This is a genomic window from Streptomyces sp. SID12501 (assembly GCF_010550245.1).
Lineage (GTDB): Bacteria > Actinomycetota > Actinomycetes > Streptomycetales > Streptomycetaceae > Streptomyces.
Genome location: NZ_JAAGLU010000047.1, coordinates 1 through 21,331, shown reverse-complemented (window position 1 = coordinate 21,331; position 21,331 = coordinate 1). Strand labels below are relative to the sequence as shown.

At 69.1% G+C, this 21,331-nt stretch carries 8 protein-coding genes; 5 read left to right on the top strand and 3 right to left on the bottom strand.

Going from position 1 to position 21,331, the window contains the following annotated elements:
• The first annotated feature begins 17 nt into the window (after positions 1-17).
• The 3 genes from G3I71_RS39360 (at position 18) to G3I71_RS39350 (ending at position 13,494) form a co-directional block, all read left to right on the top strand.
• The gene (locus G3I71_RS39360) at positions 18-7,226 is read left to right on the top strand and encodes a non-ribosomal peptide synthetase (protein ID WP_164322715.1); all 7,209 of its coding nucleotides are present in this window, start codon (positions 18-20) and stop codon (positions 7,224-7,226) included.
• Between the two features lie 98 nt (positions 7,227-7,324).
• Positions 7,325-9,097: an amino acid adenylation domain-containing protein gene (locus G3I71_RS39355; RefSeq protein WP_164322713.1), complete on the top strand. Its 1,773-nt coding sequence runs from the start codon at positions 7,325-7,327 to the stop codon at positions 9,095-9,097.
• Positions 9,094-13,494 carry a non-ribosomal peptide synthetase gene (locus G3I71_RS39350; protein ID WP_164322711.1) on the top strand — a complete coding sequence of 1,467 codons (4,401 nt, stop codon included), beginning with the start codon at positions 9,094-9,096 and terminating at the stop codon, positions 13,492-13,494. The genes G3I71_RS39355 and G3I71_RS39350 overlap by 4 nt, the downstream gene beginning before the upstream one ends.
• Positions 13,495-13,874: 380 nt before the next feature.
• Here the strand turns inward: G3I71_RS39350 and G3I71_RS51710 are convergent, their stop codons facing one another.
• The 3 genes from G3I71_RS51710 to G3I71_RS39340 form a co-directional block, all read right to left on the bottom strand.
• A complete protein-coding gene (locus tag G3I71_RS51710; protein ID WP_239149609.1) occupies positions 13,875-14,576 on the bottom strand; it encodes a hypothetical protein in 702 nt (233 codons plus the stop codon).
• Between the two features lie 33 nt (positions 14,577-14,609).
• Entirely contained in the window at positions 14,610-17,159 is a 2,550-nt protein-coding gene (locus G3I71_RS39345) for a DEAD/DEAH box helicase family protein (protein WP_343243200.1), read from the bottom strand.
• Positions 17,160-17,755: 596 nt separating this feature from the next.
• Positions 17,756-18,073: a hypothetical protein gene (locus G3I71_RS39340; RefSeq protein WP_164322709.1), complete on the bottom strand. Its 318-nt coding sequence runs from the start codon at positions 18,071-18,073 to the stop codon at positions 17,756-17,758.
• Positions 18,074-18,235: 162 nt separating this feature from the next.
• On the opposite strand from G3I71_RS39340, the gene G3I71_RS39335 reads away from it, so the two are divergent.
• Together G3I71_RS39335 and G3I71_RS39330 are read left to right on the top strand one after the other, a co-directional pair.
• Positions 18,236-18,919, top strand: coding sequence for a DEAD/DEAH box helicase family protein (locus tag G3I71_RS39335; RefSeq protein ID WP_164322707.1), 684 nt, complete (start codon positions 18,236-18,238; stop codon positions 18,917-18,919).
• The coding region (locus G3I71_RS39330; protein ID WP_164322706.1) for a DEAD/DEAH box helicase at positions 18,916-21,331 on the top strand (2,416 nt) is incomplete at its 3' end. The genes G3I71_RS39335 and G3I71_RS39330, both read left to right, overlap by 4 nt.

Genomic DNA, 21,331 nt, shown 5'->3' with positions numbered 1-21,331 from the left:
ACAGGCAGGAACAGCCCATGGCCACCTCGGTGAGCGGCGAGTCCGCACGGACCGCCCTGCGGAACACGAACGGCGCACCCCTGTCCTACGTCCAGGAACACCTGTGGTTCCTGGACCAGCTCAGGCCCGGCGACACGACCTACAACATGCCGGTCGTACTCCGGCTGAGCGGCAGCCTCGACCAGGAGGCCCTCGCCCGCAGCCTCGCCACCGTCATCGCCCGCCACGCGGTGCTGCGCACCCGCTACCTCGTGATCGACGGCGCCCCCCGGCAGGTCCAGGACGCGCCCTACGACATCGCCGTACCCCTTCTGGACCTGAGCGGTCTGCCCGAAGCGGACCGGTGGCCGGCCGCGCGGCGGGCGATCGCGCAGGAGAGCCGCCGGGCCTTCGACCTCGCCGCCGGGCCGGCGGTGCGCGCCGCCCTGTACCGGCTGGGCCCACTCGACCACGCCCTGCAGCTGACCTTTCATCACATCTGTGCGGACGGCTGGTCGCTGGAGGTTCTGTTCGAGGAGTTGAAGGCCTGCTACACGGCGTGGACGAGCAGCGGTGAACCCGATCTGGACCCATTGCCCTACCAGTACGCCGACTTCGCCGCCGAGCAGCGCACAGAGCCGGCCGACGCTGCTCCGGACGCCGGACTGGCCCACTGGCGCCGGCGGCTGGACGGCCTCACCCCCCTGGAAATACCCGCCGACCGGCCCCGGCCCGCAGCGCCCACCGGCGCGGGCGCGGTGGCCCGGCGCGCCGCGCCGGCCGCTCTCGGCGACGCGCTCGCACGCCTGGGCAGGGCTGAGAACACCTCACCCTTCGTCGTGCTGCTGGCAGCGTTCAAGGTTCTGCTGCACCGCTGCACGCAAACCACCGACATCGCGGTGGGCACGCCGTTCGCCGGCCGCCCGTCCGTGGACAGCGAGGCCCTCATCGGCTTCTTCGTCAACATGGTCGTCATCAGGTCAGCCCTGGACGGCGACCCGTCCTTCACCGACCTGGTGCGGGCCGTGCGCGACACCGTGCACGAAGCGGCCGCCCACCAGGACGTCCCCTTCGACCGGATCGTCGCCGACCTGAGCCCGCAGCGCGACACCGGACGCAATCCGCTGTTCCAGGTCGCCTTCCAGGCCGACCACGCACCGGCCCCCTTCCTCCTGGGGAAGGGCGTCGAGGCCGTGCTCTGCCCGCTCGACGACACCGGAGGATCACGCTTCGACCTCACCCTGCGGGCCACGTACGGAGCCGGCGAACTGCTCCTGGAGGCCGAGTACTCCACCGAACTCTTCGACCACGCCCGTATCGAACGACTCCTGGAGCACTACGAACACCTGCTGACGGACATCGCGGCCCGGCCGGCCACACCCCTTTCCCGGCTGGCGCTCCTCGGGCCGGAAGAACGCCGCCGGCTGCGGGAATGGGGCACCGGCACTGCGGGTACCGGGGAACCGCGCACCCTGCCCGACGTCTTCGCCGCCCAGGTCGAGGCCCATCCCGACACCACGGCCGTCATCTGCGCAGACTCCACGTTGAGTTACCGCGAGCTGGACGCGCGGGCCAACCGGCTGGCCCATCGGCTGACCGCGCTCGGTGTCGCGCCCGGCGCCTGTGTCGCCACCTTCCTCGACCGGTCACCGGACCTGGTGGTGGCCACACTCGCCACGGTCAAGGCGGGCGGCGCCTACGTCCCGATACCGGCCGGCTTCCCGCTGGAACGCATGCGGTGGGTCCTGGAGAACACCGGGGCGGCCGCCCTGCTAGTCGACCCGTCCACCCGCTCCCACCAGATCGTGGCAGCCGCCGAGGACCTCGGCATTCCCACGATCACCGTCGAGAACCCGACAGGCCCGGACACCGACCTCGCCTCCGGCCCGGAAGTGGCTGTCGGACCCGAGGACCCTGCCTACGTGATCCACACATCCGGCTCCACCGGCGTGCCCAAGGGCGTGGTGGTCACCCACGCCAACGTGGCCTCCTTCGCATCCGACCCGCGCTGGCGGACCGATCACGGGCAGCGCGTCCTGCTGCACTCGGCCCACGCCTTCGACGCGTCGACGTACGAGATCTGGGTGCCGCTCCTGACAGGCAACACCGTCGTCGTCGCACCCCCGGGGCACCTGACCCCCGCCCACTACGACCGCCTCGTCACCGAACACGCAGTGACCTCGGCCTTCTTCACGACAGCACTGTTCAACGTACTGGCCGACGAGATCCCGGACGCGCTCGCATCCCTGGACGAGGTGTGGTTCGGCGGCGAGGCGGCCTCGGCCGACACCGTGCGCAGGCTGCTCCTGACGCATCCGCGCACCACACTGGTCAACGTCTACGGACCGACCGAGACAACAACGTTCGCGACCTGCCACCCCCTTGATGCCGACGGCCCGCGGCAGGGCCCCGTCCCCATCGGCGGCCCTCTGCACGACACCCGCTGCCACGTCCTTGACCGGTACCTCGCACCCGTCCCCGTCGGTGTGCCCGGCGAACTGCACATCGCAGGCGCCGGACTGGCCCGCGGCTACCTGGGCCGGCCCGGGCTCACCGCGGAACGCTTCGTGGCCGACCCCTTCGCGGACCGGCCCGGCGCCCGGATGTACCGCACCGGTGACCTGGTCCGGTGGACGCCCGAGGGGCAACTGGAGTTCCTCGGCCGGTCCGACAACCAGGTGAAGATCCACGGCTTCCGCATCGAACTCGGCGAGATCGAGAAGGCGTTGACCGCCGACCCGCAGATCTCCCGGGCAACCGTGATGGTGCGTGAGGACAGCCCGGGGGAGCGCCAACTGGTCGGCTATGCCGTCCCGGCCACGGGCGCCACCCCCGATCCCGACACGGTCCTGGAACGGGTCACCGCCGCCCTGCCGGACTACATGGTGCCCCGCCGGCTCGTCCTCCTCGGCACGCTGCCACTGACCACCAACGGCAAGGTCGACCACCGTGCGCTCCCCGAGCCGGGACCCGTGCCCGCAGGACACGGGCGGGCACCGCGCACCCCGCAGGAGGAGATCCTGTGCGGCCTGTTCGCCGAGGTACTGGGCCTGTCCACAGCGGTCGGGATCGACGACGACTTCTTCCACCTCGGCGGTCATTCCCTGCTCGCCACTCGGCTGGTCGCGCGCATCCGTGCCGCCCTGGGCACGGAAGTCGAGCTGCACGCCCTCTTCGACGCTCCGACCGTCGCCCGGCTCGTCACCCGCCTGACCGCGGCGGGCCGGGCTCGGCCCGCCTTGCAGCGGGCGGACCGTCCCGCTCTTGTCCCGCTGTCGTTCGCTCAGCGACGCCTCTGGTTCCTCCAGCAGCTGGGCCGGGAGAGCGGCGCCGCCTACCACATCGTGTGCGCCTGGCAGCTGACCGCAACCGCGGACCAGGAAGCCCTGGCCGATGCGCTGGCCGCCGCGCTGGCCGACGTGAGCGCCCGACACGAAAGCCTGCGGACGGTCTTCGCCGACGGTGACCTCGGACCGATCCAGATCGTCCTGCCCGCCGACCGGGCCGTACCGGAGTTCGTCACGCGCACGGTCCCGGTGGCCGGCTGGGACGAGGCGATCACCGAAGCCGCGGCCCGCCCGTTCGACCTCGCCACCGATCCGCCCCTGCGTGGTGCCCTGCTCTCCGCCTCCGAGGACCAGCACCTTCTGCTGCTCGTGTTCCACCACATCGCAGCGGACGGCTGGTCCGTCGCACCACTGCTGCGGGATCTGAGCCAGGCCTGCGCGGACCGCCGCGCCGGTACCCGCCCAAGCTGGGAGCCTCTGCCGGTGCAGTACGCGGACTACACGCTCTGGCAGCGGGAGCTGCTCGGCGATTGGGCCGACCCCGACAGCCTCGCGGCCCGCCAGCTCGCCCACTGGCGCGAGGCGCTCGCTGGTCTACCCGATCAGCTCGAACTGCCCGCCGACCGGCCCAGGCCCGCCGTCGCGAGCCACAGCGGCGCGGTCGTGGACTTCTGGATCCCCTCCGAAACCCACGTCCGCCTCGCCGAACTCGGCCGCTCCGGCCGGGCCACGCTCTTTATGGTCCTCCAGGCCGCAGTCGCCGCACTCCTCACCAAGTGCGGCGCCGGAACCGACATCCCCCTGGGCACCCCGGTCGCCGGCCGCACCGACGAGGCCCTCGACGAGCTGGCCGGCTTCTTCGTCAACACAGTGGTGCTGCGCACGGACACCTCGGGCGATCCAGGATTCCGTCAACTCCTGGACCGGGCAAGGAAGACGAGCCTGGCCGCCTACGCACACCAGGACCTCCCCTTCGAATCGCTGGTGGAGACCCTCAACCCGGCCCGGTCCCTCTCCCGCCACCCGCTCTTCCAGGTCATGGTCGCCCTGCAGAACACCACCGCGTACGACCTCGCCCTGCCGGGCGCCGACTGCGCTCCGTATCCGTGGCAGGAGGAGACGGCCAAGTTCGACCTCTCCTGGACGTTCACCGAGCAGCACAATTTCGACCGCACCCCGGCCGGCATCGAGGCCGAACTGCGCTACAGCACCGACCTGTTCGACCCGGCCACCGCGCGGCGCTTCGCGGACCGTCTGCTGCGGCTGCTCGACGCCGTGCTGAAGGACCCCGACCGCCCGCTCAGCCGCATCGACGTCCTCGGCGCGCAGGAGCGCCACCAACTGCTCGTGGAATGGAACGGAAAAGAGGACACCACCCCGCCGGCCACCGTGCCCGATCTCCTCGCCGCGCAGGTCCGAGCCACTCCGGACGCCCCCGCAGTCGCCCAGCGGGACCGGACGTACACCTACTGGGAGCTCGACGCGCGGGCCAACCGGCTGGCACGGCTGCTGATCCGCCGGGGTGCCGCACCGGAGCGCATCGTCGCGCTCGCGCTGCCCAACTCACCTCAACTGCTGGTCGCGATGCTCGCGGTCCTCAAGACAGGAGCGGCGTATGTGCCCTTGGACAGCAAACTGCCGCCCGGGCGGTCGGCCGACGTGCTGGCGGAGGCCGACCCGGTAGCACTGCTGACGACTTCCGCTCTCACCGGACCCTTCGCCACGACGGACTCCCCCTTCCCGAACGTGGACCTGGACCATCCCGAGACGAGGGCGGAACTGTCCCGCTGCTCCGCCACCCCCGTCACGGACGCGGACCGGGCCGCACCCCTGACCCCGCACCACGCCGCCTACGTCATCTACACCTCCGGCTCCACCGGCCGGCCCAAGGGAGTAGTGGTCGAACACCGCTCGCTCGCCGACTACCTGGCCTGGTGCACCGACGCGTATCCCGCCCTGCGCGACACCACCGTGCTGCACACCTCCCTCGCCTTCGACCTGCCCCTGACCGCCGTCTACGGAGCACTGGCCAATGGCGGCTGCGTCCAGATCACCGACCCGACGCAGCGACCGAACAAGGAGGTGACCTGCACGTTCCTCAAAGCGACCCCCACACATCTGCCGCTCCTCCTGGAACGGGACAAGAGCCTTGTACCGAGCGGGGAACTCATGCTCGGCGGTGAACTGCTGCAGGCACGGGCCCTGACGGAACTGCGCCGCCGCCACCCCGGCCTCGGCGTGGTCAACCACTACGGCCCCACCGAGGCCACCGTGGGCTCGACGCACTACCGCATCCCGCCCGGCACAGCTCTGCCGGATGGTGCCGTGCCCATCGGCCGTCCCTTCCGCAACACCAAGGCCTACGTCCTCGACGGCTCCCTCGGACCGGCTCCGGTCGGGGTGGCTGGCGAACTGTATCTGGCGGGCCGGGGACTGGCCCGCGGATACCTGCACCGCCCGGACCTGACCGCCGAACGGTTCGTGGCGAACCCCTTCGGCACCGCGGGCTCCCGCATGTACCGCACCGGCGACCTGGCCCGCTGGAGGCGCGACGGTCAGCTGGAGTATCTCGGCCGGGTCGACCACCAGGTCAAGATCCGGGGATTCCGGATCGAACTCGGGGAGATCGAAGCCGCCCTGGTGGAGCATCCGGAGGTTGCCCAGGCCTCGGTGATCCTGACAGACGGCGGACAGGGCGGACAGGGCGGCGCGCGGCTCACCGCGTACGTCGTGGCCGCCGGCCGGGACGGGCTGAACGCCGACGAACTCCGGCGGTACGTGGCCCACCGACTGCCCCAGTACATGGTGCCTGCAGCCTTCGTCCTTCTGGAGGCCATGCCGCTCACCCCCAACGGGAAGCTGGACAGGAGGGCGCTTCCGCCACCGGAAGTCACCACCTCTGCGTCCGGGTCCGTGTCACCTGCCACCCCGCAGGAAGCCCTCCTGTCCGACCTCTTCGCCGAGACCCTCGGACTTCCCGCGGTCGCTCCCGACGACGGCTTCTTCGACCTCGGGGGGCACTCGCTCCTCGCCGCCGTCCTCATGCACCGGGTACGGACCGCCTTCGACACAGACCTGGGCATCGGCGACCTCTTCGAGGCCCCGACCGTCGCGCGACTCGCAGCACGGATCCACAGCGGTGCCCCCCGAAGCGGCTTCGGCACCCTCCTGCCCCTGCGGCAATCCGGCAGCCGGCCTCCGCTGTTCCTCATCCACCCCGGCGGCGGCATGGCGTGGTGCTACACGGGCTTCCTCCGTCACCTCGACCCCGGCTGGCCCGTGTACGGAATCCAGGCGCGAGGCCTGGACGGTTCCGGCACGCTGCCCACGAGCATCGACGAGATGGCCGACGACTACGTGTCCGAGGTCCTGAAGGTCCGCCCCTCGGGGCCGTTCCGCCTGGCCGGCTGGTCTTTCGGCGGTCTCGTGGCACATCGGATGGCCGACCGGCTCACCGAACGGGGTCACCAGGTCGACCTCCTGGCCATGTTCGACAGCTACCCCCAGTTCACAGCCGACCCGCAGGACACGGTGGATGAGAAGGACGACGTGGTCGCCGCCGTCCTGGAGGCATTCGGCCGATCCGACGTGGACAGCGTGCACGGGACACTCGCCACCGAGGGACTGAACCTGGACCGTCTGACGGAAATCGCCACCAACAACCGGCGCCTGGCCAGGTCCTTCCGGCCCGGGCACCACCGTGGGAACCTCCTCTTCTTCACCGCTGACGGGAGCACCGCCGAACACGGCCTGAACGTCGCGTCATGGCGCCCCCACATCGGGGGGCAGGTGCACGAGATCTCCATATCGTGCACCCACCAGGCGATGATGCGGCCCACCGCAGTGACGAGCATCTCCCAGCACCTGGCGGCCGCCCTGCGAAACCCCGGCCATTCCACGGCGACTTCACCGAATCAATCCCCATCGCGTAGTTCTGCGTGCACAAACCCCTTGGCATAAGCGCAGTCGGCGCGCGCCCGCACAAGGCTGGACAGACACGGAAAGGAGTCGACTTGCCCAGGTCAACGCCCAAGGCGCAGCCGAACATGAGACACGAGGTGCTGCGCATTCTGTGGGAAATCCTCGAAATCGACGCCGACACCGCGTCGCCCGAGGAGAACTTCTACGACGTCGGCGGTACGTCCTTGCAGGCCATGCGCGTCTGCAGCCGTCTGCAACAGGACCTCGGTGTGCCGGCCGTCCCGGAGCAGCTCTTCGAATCAGAAACCATCGCCGAATTCCTCAGCTCGCTCATCCCGACGAGCCCGGAACCGACGAGCACGTCGACATCTGCGGGCGGGCTGATCCATGAAGGCGTCACCCGCGCCGCCCGACTCACCCCGGATGCCATGGCGCTGGTCCACGGCGACCAGCGGATCAGTTACGCCCAACTGGAATCCGGTGCCGAGGCATACGCGAAGGAGCTACGCCGGCTGGGTATCGGTCCCGGTACCAGCGTGCCCGTGATCCTCCGCCGGTCGGTCCGGCTTGTCGCCGTACTCCTCGGAGTGCTCAAGTGCGGGGCGGCATACGCGGCACTCGACCCCCGGTGGCCCGCGCCGCGCCTGGAACAACTGATACGTACGCTCAATCCTCCTGTGACTGTCGCGGACACCTCTGCGCTGGATGCCGGAGCGCCGGTGTGGATGCCCGATGCGAGCTACTTGGAGGAGACGCAGGGCGCGGCGCCGGCCCAGGGCCAGGAAGGCTTCGAGGACACTGCTGTGTCCTCGGTGTTCTTCACCTCGGGCACGACAGGAACTCCCAAGGGTGTGCTGTCGACGCATCGCGCCACCATGAGGCTCTTCTCCGAGCCGACCTTCGCCGATTTCCGCCCCGGCCGGGTAATGCTCCAAGCCGCACCGGTCTCCTGGGACGCCTTCTCCCTGGAGCTGTGGGGAATGCTGACGACCGGCGGCACCTCGGTCATCACCACCAGCGACTATCTGCTCCCGGCCGAGCTGCGGCGGTTGATCGAGACAGCAGGCGTCGACACGGTGTGGCTTACCTCCTCACTGCTGAATCTCTTCGTGGACGAGGACATCCGCTGTTTCGCCGGGCTTCGCCAGGTGCTCACCGGAGGCGAGAAGTTGTCCGCTCCACACGTCCGCCGCTTCGTGTCCGCGCATCCGGGCATCACCCTCATCAACGGCTATGGGCCGGTGGAGAGCTGTGTGTTCGCCACGACCCATCGTGTGCGCCCGGCCGATTGCGACGAGCCACATGGAATTCCGATCGGCCGGGCGGTTCGGGGAACACGGATTCATCTGCTTGACGGGTCCGATCCGGTACCCGCAGGGGAAGTGGGAGAGATCTGCCTCTCCGGTGACGGGCTGGCCCGCTCATACCTGGGCGACGCCCGGGCCACAGCCGAGCGATTCGTTTCACTCCCGCTGGATGGGGTCGCGACCCGCCTCTATCGCACGGGAGATTTCGGCACCCTCGACCACGAGGGAATCCTGCATTTCCGTGGTCGCGCGGACCGGCAACTGAAGGTGTCCGGTCACCGAATCGAGCCGGCTGAGATCGAGGCAGCAACTCGCGCCGTTCCGGGTGTGCTGAGCTGCGCGATTGCCCATGAGACGGGACCGGATGGCGTGTCCGTCGCCCGGCTGGCCCTGTTCTACACAGTTGACAGCCAGCATCCCGCTCCGCCCACCCCCACTGCGCTGCGCCGCGCAATCGCCGGAGTACTGCCCCGCCACATGGTGCCGAGCCAGATCGAGTTGCTCGACGCTTTGCCGCTCACGACCCACGGCAAGCTCGACCGCTCCGCACTGCTCCCTTCACTGGCAGATCACCACGAACAGACCGCAGGGAGTCGGAAGTGACCTCCGAGAGCATCAAGCCGCTCGTGCCCATCGACACGGCGGAGGGCTCTTGCCCGACCTATCCGATGTCCTTCGAACAGGAGTCGATCTGGCTTCAGGACCAGTTCAGCACCAGCCTGTCCCGCTACGTGGAGTCCTGGGTCCACCGGCTCCGTGGGCCCGTCGACCCGGACGCTGTCGAGACAGCGTTGACCACCATCGTGGAGCGCCAGGAGGCTCTGCGTAGCCGCCTCGACAACTCCGGCGGCACCCCTACGCAGACGGTGATCTCTCCCTCCCGCCTCCCGCTGGCCGTCCGCCCGATCACCCCGCACGAGCTGGACGGGGCACTGATCGAGGCCGTGACCGCGGAGATCCCACTCGACGAACCGCCGCTCCTTCGCGCCACGCTGCTGCGCCTGACAGAGGACGACGCCGTGCTCGCGGTGGCCATCCATCACGCGGTCATCGACGGCTGGGGAATCAATCTGCTGGACGCGGAGTTCAACGAGGCGTACCGGGCGGCCGTCGAGGGGCGGGAGCCCGTACTCCCCGAGGTCCCGCTGCAGTTCGGCGAATACGCCCGGCTCCAGCGACGAGACACGGAGACGAACTCGAGGGAACACCTGGAGCACTGGCGGACGGCGCTGAGCGACGCCCCGGCCGAGTCCACCTTCCCGGCCGACCGCCCTCGGCCGGCCATACCCCGTCACCGCGGTGGCGAGGTGCGGTTCACTCTGGATGAGACGACCGGTGGGGGGATCCGTAAACTGGCCCGCGCCCAGCGGGCAACTCCGTTCGTGGTGATGACGGCGGCCCTCACAGCACTGCTCAACCGGCTGAGCGGGCAGAACGACCTCGTCGTCGGCACCCCCATCTCCCGGCGCACCGGGACCGAGGTCAAATCGCTGATCGCCTGCCTCACCGACGTGATGCCGCTTCGCCAACTCGTGGATCCGGCCGCGTCGTTCAAGGACCTGATCGCCTCGACGAAGAAGACCGTCTGGTCGGCCGTCAAGCATCGCCATATTCCGTTCCTGCACCTGGTGCGGGAGACGGTGAAGGAGCGCCGGCTCGGCCGGTTCCCGATCTTCCAGGTGGTCCTGACCCTTGAGGACGACCGAAGTTCGGGGCTGGACCTGCCGGGGGTCGAGTCCGAGCGCGTGTATGTGCACAGCGGCCGGTCGAAGTTCGATATTTTCCTGAACCTGGTGCCGGTGGACGGCGGCTATGACGGTTACCTGGAGTACTCGACCGATCTGTTCGACGAGCGGAGCGCTCACCGCCTCGCGGACCGCTTCCAAACCCTGCTCACAGACGCCGTGACCCACCCGGAACACGTCCTCGCGGACCTGCGGCTGATGTCCGAGGAGGAACGGACGCTGCTCGACACCTGGGCGGAGGGCACTCAGCCCGGCACGCCGCCCATGGCCGCACCACCGCTGGCGCACGAGGCGGTCGCGGCACAGGCACTGCGGACCCCCGATGCGCCCGCCGTGATCCAGGGCGATCACATCCTGACCTACCGGGAACTGACCGAGCGCGCGGGCAGGGTCTCCTCGTACCTCGCCGCTCACGGGTATGCCGGACCTGGCCAACGAGTCGCCCTGTGTGTCGGACGGTCCTTCGAGTTGCCCGCCACCGTCCTCGGCATACTCGGGGCCGGGGCGTGCTGTGTACCCGTCGACCCGGCCTACCCGGCCGACCGGATCGCCTTCATGCTGGGGGACAGCGGAGCTGACGTGGTGCTCACGGACAGCAGTACGGCAGGCACGGTGCCCCTTCCGGACGGCGTTCGGCAGGTCCGGGTGGACCGGCTGCCGCCGAGCCCCGAGGCCGGCTGCCCCACCGCACCCGGCGTCACAGGCGAGGACCTCGCGTACGCCCTCTACACTTCCGGGTCCACCGGTCGACCCAAGGGCGTGGCGATGCCGCACCGTTCGCTGGCCGGCCTTGTCGACTGGCAGAGCCGGACCTCCACCTGCGGGCCGGGCTCCAGAACCCTGCAGTACGCGCCGGCAAGTTTCGACGTCTTCTTCCAGGAGCTGTTCGCCACCTGGGCCGGCGGCGGAGCCCTGGTCATGGTCGGTGACGCGACACGCAGGGATCCACAGTTGTTGTTGGACCTCGTCGAGGAGCAGCGGGTCGAGCGGCTGATCCTGCCGTACGTCGCGTTGCAGCAGTTCGTCGAATACGCCTGTGCTGAGCAACGAAGGTGCGGTGCGCTTCGCGAAGTGATCACCTCTGGTGAACAGCTGTTCATCACCCCCTCTCTCAGGCGTTTCTTCTCCGATCTGACCCGAGCGTCGCTGGAGAACCAGTACGGGCCCACGGAGACGCACGTCGTCACCGCTGAGCGGCTGTCGGGAAATCCCGCGACGTGGCCGGAACGGCCGCCGATCGGCAGGCCCATCGACGCAGCCCGCGTCCAGGTCCTGGACGACGGACTGCGGTCGCGCCCGATCGGCGCGGTGGGGGAGATCTGCGTCGGTGGTCGTCCCGTGGGCCTCGGCTACCTAGGACACGCCCGACAGGATGCGGAGAGGTTCGTCGCCGACCCTCTCACTCCGGGACTGCTGTACCGGACCGGTGACCTCGGCAGGTTTCTGCCGGACGGGCGGATCGAATTCCTGGGCCGCCGGGACGGCCAGGTGAAGATCCGCGGCCACCGGGTCGAGCCCGGTGAGGTGGAGGCTGTGGCCAAGACCCTGGCAGGGGTCGCCGATGCCGTCGTGGTTGCCGGCGAGGCCGCCGAATCCACCGCTCTCCGCCTGATCGCCTTCTACCGGCCCTCGACTCCCGAAGGCGTGGAACCGGACGCGCTGCCCGCCCAGCTCCGCGAGGCGCTGCCCGCCCAGCTGGTTCCTGCCGCATGCGTGCCTCTGACTCGGTTCCCGCTGACCGCGAGCGGCAAGGTCGACCGCGTGGAACTGGTCCGCCGGGTCCCCGGCGCACTTGTCAGCTCCCGCCCGCCCGCCGGGCGGTCAACCATGCGTGGAGCGACAGAGGAGCGACTTGCCAAGATATGGGGAGAGTTGCTGAGTCTAGACACGGCGACTCTCGGTGCCGAAGAGGGATTCTTCGACATCGGCGGCGACTCGTTGCTCGCTGCGCGGCTGCTGCTTCGGCTACGGGAGGAACTGGACGTCAGGCTGGGCCTGGACGCCGTGTTCAACTCACCCACCATCGCGGACCTCGCCGCCCGGATCGACGGTCGTGGAATGTCCGCCGCGCAGGACATCGCCGAGGTCCGACTCCCAGCCGACATCATGGTCGAACCTCACCACGGACAGTCGCAGACGGGGTCTCCAGAACAACTGTTGCTGACCGGCGCCACAGGATTTCTCGGTGCATTCCTCCTGCGCGAGCTGATTGAGCAGACCGATGCGACGGTCCACTGCCTCGTGCGTGCCACGGATGCCGACGACGGCCGACGGAGGCTGCGCACCTCCCTGGAACGCTACGGCGTGTGGAGCAAGGCCGCCGAAAAGCGGACCGTGGTGGTCGTCGGTGACCTGGAGCGATCCCGCCTCGGACTGCCTTGGCAGACCTACGATCAGCTGGCCGGCACCGTGGATGCTGTCTACCATTGCGGCGCCTCAGTCAACCTGGCCCACTCGTACGGGCAGCTGAAGGCCGCCAACGTGGACGGAACCATTGAGGTGCTGAGGCTTGCCGCCGCGCACCGGCCGGTTCCGGTACACCACGTCTCCACAGTCGGGGTGTTCACGGACCGGCCTGGGGAGCGGCCCATCACGGCGGACGATCAGCTGACATCTGCCGATGGGCTGCGCCACGGCTATGCCCAGAGCAAGTGGGTTGCCGAGCGCCTGGTGGAGCAGGCCCGCGCCCGCGGCCTGACAGTGTCCGTCTACCGGCCCACCCGCATCAGCGGCGAAACCGAGACTGGCGCCTGCCAGACCGGGGACTTCATGTGGCTGCTACTCAAGGGCTGTATCGAGGCGCGGTCCTTCCCGATGGACCTCGCCCTGGACTTCGACCTCGTACCCGTGGACTACGCCAGCGCGGCCCTCGTGGCGTTGTCCCTCGATCCGGCGGCGGCCGGTAGCACTTACCACCTCGCAGGCCGGCTGGTGTCGCTCGCCGAGGCCGTGGCGAGGCTGAGGGTCATCGGATACCGCATTGACGGCGTCCCGATGGGCCAGTGGATCCATAGCATCGAAGACGCCCAGGGCAACACGGCTTTCCCTCTGCTGGAGGTCATGGCTTTGGCGATGACGGCCGGGGACGGGGACAGGGCTGGAGGTGCCGTGTTCGATGCGACCAAGACGGAAGAGGCCTTGAGGCCGCACTCGATCGTCTGCCCCGAGGTGGACGAGGACCTCTTCCACCTCTACGTGACGTACTACCGTCGCACCGGCTTCCTGCCCGAACCGGATCCGGAGCCCCTGGACTGAACCAGGCTGCTGACGCGTAAGTAGTGCCTGGTCGGGGTGTGCGTGGGCACGGCTGGATGCCCGGTGTCCGTGGGGCTCCGGGTGTCCAGGGTTGCTGGCCAGGTGGCGTTCTCCCTCGGGTTGAGGGTGACGGTGTAGCCGAGTTGGTTGATAGCGCGGCGGGCGGTGCGTTCGGGGTCGCGTTGGGACATCTGGGAGAGCGCTGACGGCGGTTGTGCCGTTCGAGCTCGTGGGCGCGGTCCTTGCGGAGACGAGAGGGGTGTCCCAGCCAGGATGCCGCTGCTTGCCGGCCCCAGTGTTCCTCGGCCCGGTACCAGGCCACCACCGCTTCATCGGCCACGGACCCATTGTCATTGTTGACCCCCGCTGGTCGGGGCCGATCAGGTGCTGCAGTAGACGGTGAAGGTGCTGCGGGCTACGGCGTGGACGTAGGACTGGGCGCCGGCCAGTAGCCGCAGGTGCTCGGGGGTGCTGGCACGAGCGGACAGGCCCGGTTGGGCCAGTACGGTGCGCAGACGCGGGCGCAGTTGCGGGGCGAGCCGCCGGATGCGGTAGAGGTCCTCGATGGTGCCGACCTCGTAGGGGGAGATGCCGGTGCGCTGCATGGAGTGCTGTGCGCGCTGGTCGAGGTGGCGCAGGAGGGGGTCCAGTCCCTGGTGGCGCCATTTCGCTCCGCGGACGGCTTGCCCGCACAGCTCGTAGAGGTCTTTGACCCGGGCGCCGGGTCGGTCGGCGGAGGAGTACTTGCAGTGGACGAGGGTCACGATGATGTCGTTGCCGTCGATGCGCAGGCCCACCAGGTCGGCTGCCTCACCCGCGCCGTCGTCGTCGATCAGGACGTCGAAGGCGTCGGTTTCCTGCAGGTGGCGGGACATGTGGAACTGGATGGAGTCTGTTCGGCGCTCGGCGCGCTGGGACTCCTTGCGGATGTCGACTCCGATCCAGTCCAGGGCGGTGAGCTTGGCCGGGTCGAAGGGCGGCAGTTCGTAGCGGGGTTCGAGCAGGCGACTCTCGGGGGTGATCATGCGGTCGCCCTCGAGGAAGAGCAGCGGCTTGTTGACATCCAGCCACTGCGCCAGCATGGTCTGCGAGCGAGTGGAGGCGATGACGACGTCCTAGTCCACGGGCGTGTACGTCAGGCCGCCGGGCCCGAAGTCGGCCTGGTACGGGATCCGCCAGGCCTCGGTCACCAGGGAGAAGCGGAACGGCCCGGTGGTGGTGAAGTCGTCGACGGCGAAGTCGACCTCGGTGATCGGGTAGGTGCTGCCCTGGTAGGAGAGGGTGAGCCTGGCCCTGGTCCCGGTCCAGGTATACAGCTCCCAGGGCCATTCCAGGCCGATCAGGACGTGCGCGGGCCGCTCGGTCAGGTCGCTCGGGATGATGAAGCCGCCCAGGATCTGGTCCAGGTCGATGCCCGCGTCTAGGAGTTTGCCGCCCTGCTCGTCGCACCAGTCGGTCCAATCCTTCAGGTTGGAGGCGGTGCGCATGGACCAGAACCGGCCTTTGAGGGAGGCGCTGATGGTGACGTGTTCCCCCTCGTCGAAGCCGGAGGCGGCGATGTGGGTCTGGCTCTTGCCCTGCCGGTCCGCAGTGTCCAGGGCCTCGAACACGTCGCTGCCCACGTGCATGGAGAACCGGTTGAAGTGGTCGCGGGCGTCGAGCAGTCCTACGTTGGTGGGGATGAGCCGGTCCAGGTGGGCCAGTACCCGGAACGTTTCCCAGTCGCGGACCGGTGTGCTCCCCTCACCCAGCACGGCCTGGGCGAGGTCGGTGTAGTCGCCGCTGTTGTCGGAGCCGTGCACGAACAGCAGTCGGCGGTTCCGGTCGAAGTACATGATGACCAGGGCGTAGGAGGTCTCGCGCAGCGCTTGCGAGGCGCCCCAGCGGACCTCGTCGTGTTTCTCCAGCACCAGCCAGGCCACCGGCGCACTGGTGCTGGTGGCGACCGTCGAGGCCAGGACACTGTCCTCGCCGTACAGCACCAGGGCCTGGTGCGGGTCCCAGGCGCGGGTGGGGGAGCGGTGGGCGATGGCGCTCATCTTGGGTTCCAGCACGCTGACCGCGACCTCCTCGGGCACACCGGTGAAGGAGGCATCGAAGGCGCTGATTTCCTCCACGGCGGCGCTGGCGCGTTCGGTGACGTCGTGCAGGATCGTGTTCCAGTCCGCGTCCTCGCGCAGCAGCGCGCGCAGTGGCGACAGGGCCACCGAGGGGTCCTGGGCCACGAACACCGAGGCCGTCCCGATGGCGGTCTGCGAGGCGGTGCGAGTGAAGCGCCCGATGAACTGGATCATCGGGCTCAGGCTCTTCTTCACGTCGTGCAGGGCCGCGATCTTCAGCGCGGGCAGGTCGAAGCCCTCACCGAGCATGTCCACGCACACCACGATGCGGCAGCTGCGGTCCTGCAGCCCGTCCAGCGCCTGCTTGCGCCTGGGCGCGGCCAGTTTCACATGCAGCAGATTCGGCCCCAGATCGGAGGCGCGGCCGCGGTACAGCTCCACCAGGGCCTCGGCCCGCTTCGCGGTCTTCGCGCGCACCATCATGATGTGGTCCAGCCCCGCCGCCAGGTCCTCCCTCAGCCGCTGTACCGCCAGGTCGGCCAGCCGCTCGTCGGTGCCCTCCAGGCTGAGGACCGCCTTGTAGTCGATCTGGGTGAAGTAGCCGTCCCGCTGCGCCTCGCGCAGGGGGAACCGGAAGATGGTCCGCCCTTGCAGCGGCCGCCCGTCCTCGCGGAACGGGGTGGCGGTGAACAGCAGGACGCGCCGCCCGGCGAAGGCCTCGATCACCTGCGACCAGCTGTCAGCGGGCGCGTGGTGGGCCTCGTCGACGATCAGGTGCGTGAACGCCGCATACAGGGCCTCACGGGCTTGCGGATCGCAGGCATTGAGCACGTGCGGGGTGGCCACCACGACATTGCAGGCGGCCACGAACGCCTGTGCCTGGGCGGCGTCCTGGAACCCGTGTTCCAGCCGTCCCACGCACGGCCGCAGCACCTGCGGTGTGACGATCTGCTCGCGCTGCAGGATCCCGAGGGTCTCGAACTTCCCCGCGATCTGCTCACGCAGCGCCGCGGTGGGCACCAATACCAGCACCTTGTCGGGTCGGCAGGCGACCAGGAGCGCGAGCATTGTCTCGGTCTTGCCCGTACCGGTCGGCATCACCACGATGCCCGGCTCGCTCAGCCCCGAGGACCAGTAGCCAACCACCGAGTGCAGTGCCCCGATCTGCGGGCGTCGCAGGGCATGGTCCTGAGTGTAGGGGCGGAACCCGATTCCGTCCTGGAAGGAGTCCAGCACGACCGAGGGGGACAGCAGGTCCAGGTTGCCGAGCCACTCAGCTCTGGCCCCACTGCGCACCGTGGGGATGCGTGCGGTCAGCACTGCGGGATCCGCGCCACCGGAACGGGTGGCCGGCCACGTCCCGTACACACCGGTCACTGTCAGGCCGCCCTCTGCCTCCACCACCTCCAGATTCCCTTTGGGAACCAGAAGCTGACGCACCTTGTTGCGTTCGAACACCCGCTCCTTGGCCCAGATCTGGCTGGTCGTGATGTGCAATGCCGGAAGCTCCCGTCTCGGACAGCCGTCACGGGCCTGGCCGAGGCGGGAAGAGAGGTATGCGACGCGCTCTATCGCGGCAGCGTCGGTGAAGGTGAGTAGCAGCACGCATCACCTGACTTACCATCATCTTAGAGCCCATCAGTGTCCCCGGCAGCAGCTGTGTGACCGCCCTTGCAGGACGAGACCCGCGCGGACCCCGGACACCGTGCCGCTTCTTCGAAGCCGGGGGCCGGGGATGTGCCTCAATGCCGTGGGCGTGTCGGCGGGAGCCGCCAGCCCCGGGCGGAGCCGCCGGGCCCACCCCACAGCGTTCCTGGAGCAGTCACGAACCACCGGAAGCCACTGCCATCGCTGGGTGTCACCGGGACACGACCTCGACTCTCCCAGCCCCGTGAGAGCAGTGCAGTCCGCGGGAGAGATCCCGGTAATGGTCCTCGCTTTCTGTGCCGTTGAACAGGAGAACGACTCACGCGGTCTTCGGCTCAGCTCCGGAGAACGGTCGTTCGCGGGTGTTTCCTGAGCCAGGCGACGTCCCGGCCGACAACCGGCCGATCGAGGCGGATCGCGCCAGCGCAGCCGTGGGGCCGAAGCCTTCTGGGCTCTGGCACTGCGCCGGGCTCGGAAGGGTCGCGCGAGCCGTACCGGGGTGGCGGCAGCCCTCGTTACCGTCCGGCGAGGACTGCCCGCCAGACTGCACTGCCTCATCCGCGCCGGCCAGGCTCGGGCTCGTCTTCCTTGCCGAGGCCAGGTCCTGAGGGTGGTCTGAAGGCGTCGGCGATCGTGGCGTACTGGGCTGCAATGTCCAGTTCGGGTCCGCCGATGGTGTCTGCGGCCTTGACCTGCGCCTCGTAGAGGAAGAACTTCGCCTTCTCCAGGCAGAAAGCGCGGACCTGGGTGTCGGTCATGCTGAGGATGTCGGCGCCCTTGTACTGGAAGACGCCGATTACGTCTTCGGTCTGGGGGAGGTCGGGGACTTCCTTCGGCTGCGGCCGGTCCCACGGTCTTCTGTCCTTCGTCATGTCAGGCATCTTTCCTGTACCGGGGCGACTCGGTGCCCGTCGGAGGAAGTTCCGGCCCGCCGCTTTCCTCTGTAGCGGGGGTCGGCTCTTTTCATCGTGCGCAACCCGTGCCTGAGCGCATCGTCCTTCGCCCGCCCTGTCGTTGCTGGGAGCATGGTAGGTATGAGTACCGCTGTCCTCCCTTCGTCGTGGTCTGGTCGTCCGGTGCGGGCTGTGTTGTTTCCGGATCAGGTGCGGGGTGTGGCGCGGGCGGTGCGGCATCTGCGCCGGCCGGGTACCCGGGCGCTGTATGTGTCGGCGACGGGTATCGGCAAGGCACTGGCCTCGGTCCGGATCGCCGACGCGCTGCAGGCCCGGTTGGTGTTGTTCGTGGTGCCGACCCTGGACCTGGCGGCGCAGACCGCGCTGGCGTGGCGTGCGGATGGTCATACCGAGCACATGCTGATCGTGTCGTCGATGGATGCCTCCGGCCACGACGCGCTGGCCGCGCGCCGGGTCGGCTCGACCTCCGATTACCGTGCTCTGGCGGGTCTGATGGCGCTGGTGGGGGAGGGGGAGGACCAGACCCCGGCGTTGACGGTGATCTGTACCTATGACTCCCTCGACAAGATCGAGGCCACCCGTCACAGCCGTTTCGACGTGCCGCCGTTCGACCTGGCGGTCATGGACGAGGCGCACCGGATCGCCGGCCGCGCGGACAAGAAGTGGGCCGTCGTCAACGATGCCACCGGCCCATGGTCCTATCACTCCGTCACCCCACACACCGGCCCATCGTTTTGCTCCGTATGCGCATCGGTGTGCGGCACTATGGTCCACGACACCGCGACCGACCGGGGAACACTGTGATCGAGCTTGAGCCCCCGCCAGTACCCCACCGTCGGCCGCCGCGCCCGCACCAACACCGGGACGCAGACAAGCTCGCCGCGCTGCTGCGCCGTGCCGGTTCGCGGGCGTTGTACGCGGCCGCGTGCGGTACGGGCAAGACCCACACCTCGATCCTTGTCGCGGAGCGGCTTCGGGTGCGCAGGACCGCGGTAGTGGTGCCGACGCTGGATCTGCTGGTGCAGACGATGAAGGCCTGGCGCCAGGACGGCCGGACCGAGCCGATGCTCGCCGTGTGCTCGGCCGACCTGCCGGCCTACCCGGACCTGGTGGCCACCGGCGTGCGGATCACCAGCGACCCCGGCGTGCTGGCCGAGATCATGATTGCCGAGCCGGAGCTCACGGTCTTCATCACCTACCAGTCCCTCGACAAGATCCGGCAGGCCCAGGCCTCCTACGAACTGGTCCCCGCCCTCGACCTGGTCATCGCGGACGAGGCCCACAGGGTGTCCGGCCACGCGGACAAGACCTGGGCCATGATCCACAACAACCGGCGCATCCGCGCCCACCGCAGGCTGTACCTCACCGCCACCCCGCGGGACTGGGAAGCCCCGGACCTCACAGAGGACCCCGACGGGCCCGCCCGCCGCCGCACCCGCCCGCTGGGCCCCAACCTGCTTGAGAAGCCGCTGTCGATGAGCGATCAGGCCGTGTTCGGGCCCAGCGTCACCTACGAGCTGGCCCAGGCCATCAAGGATGGTGTCGTCACCGACTACCGGGTCGCGGTCTCCACCCTGACCGACGACACGCTCCGCGCGATCCTCAACCACCCCGTCCCCCAAGAGGCCCGCCGAACCACCGCCCTGCACCTGACCATCGCCAAAGCCATGCGCCAGTTCGGCCTGCGGCGCGTCGTCGTCTTCTTCAACACCGTCGCCGACGGCGAACGATTCGCCGCAGAGTTCCCCCAGACCCTGCGCAGACTCCCACCCGAATACCGGCCCGAGACCGTCCCCGTCACCCTGTGCATCCACGGCGACCACACGCCCGAAGAACGCCGCGACATCCTGGCCGACTACGCCAGCGCCCCCCGCGCGATCCTCGCCAACGCCAAACTGATCGCCGAGGGCATCAACATCGACGCCATCGACGCCGTGGCGTTCGCCGACCCCACCAGCAGCGTCGTACGCGGCCAGCAGGCCCTGGGCCGCGCGGTGCGCCTGGACCCCGCCAACCCCCACAAACTCGCCTACCTCCTACTCCCCGTATACGTACCCCCCCAGGCACACCCCCACGACATCCTGGGCACCGCCTACGACCCGGTCTGGCTCATGGCCCAAGCCCTCGCCCAGGACGACGTCCACATCAAGGACCGCCTGCCCAACCGGAGCCGACGCCTGTCCACCGAGACCCGCGCGGACATCGTCCGCCGCTGGCACTGGGACTTCGACCTCGATCCCGAACACATCGCCCGCGCCCTGGACATCGTCAGCTTCAGCCCCGGCGGCATCGCCCGCCAGCTGCGCCGCCGCGCACTGGCCTCCGCCCAGCGCTTCCACGACACCCACGGCCACCTGAACCTGCGACCCGACTACGAGGACGAGTTCGGGTTCCGCCTGCGCACGTACCTCGACGCCCAGCGCACCGCCTACCACCGCGGCCAACTCGACCCCGCCTGGATCGCCGAACTCGAAGCCCTGGGCATGGTCTGGAGCATCAACGGCGCTATCCTCGCCGGCCACCTCGCCCAGGTCCAAGAGCATGCCGAGCTCCACGGCCACACCGCTATCAAGGCCGGCGAGCCCAGCGGCGACTTCCTCAGCGAGCAGCGCACCCTCGACGCACAAGGCGAACTCCCGCTGGCCCGGGCCGCAGCCCTGGACCGCATCGACCCCGAATGGCGCCTGCCCCACGGCCCCGACTGGACCCGCAAATACCACCTCATCCGCACCTACCTCCACACAGGCGGCGACCCCGCACCGCTGCTCGCCGGCCCGCTGGAACTCGACGCCGTCAATGCCACCAGCTGGCTCCAGCGCCAGCACAGCCTGTGGGACCAACTAGCCCCGGCCCAGCGTGACAAGCTCACAGCACTCCGCCTCACCCCGCAGGACGCCCCTGTCCGCAGCCGCAAAGCTCCACGGCGCACCTTCGAGCACAACGCCGAGATCCTGCGCCTGTTCACCGACACCAACCAACGCTTCCCCAGCAAACGCGACCCCGTCACCGTCAACGCCGAGCACATCCAGATCGGCGCCTGGTTCTGCAAGATTAAGATCAAGGACCGCAGCGAGAACCCCCTCACCCCCGAGCAGCGCAAGCTGATGGCCGATCACTTCGGCCCCGGATGGGGAGACGAAGGCGCTCGACCCGACCCTTGCACACCGCCGCCGCGGTCGAACCGAAAATCCAGTGATCCGGGAAGTTTTCAGGAAG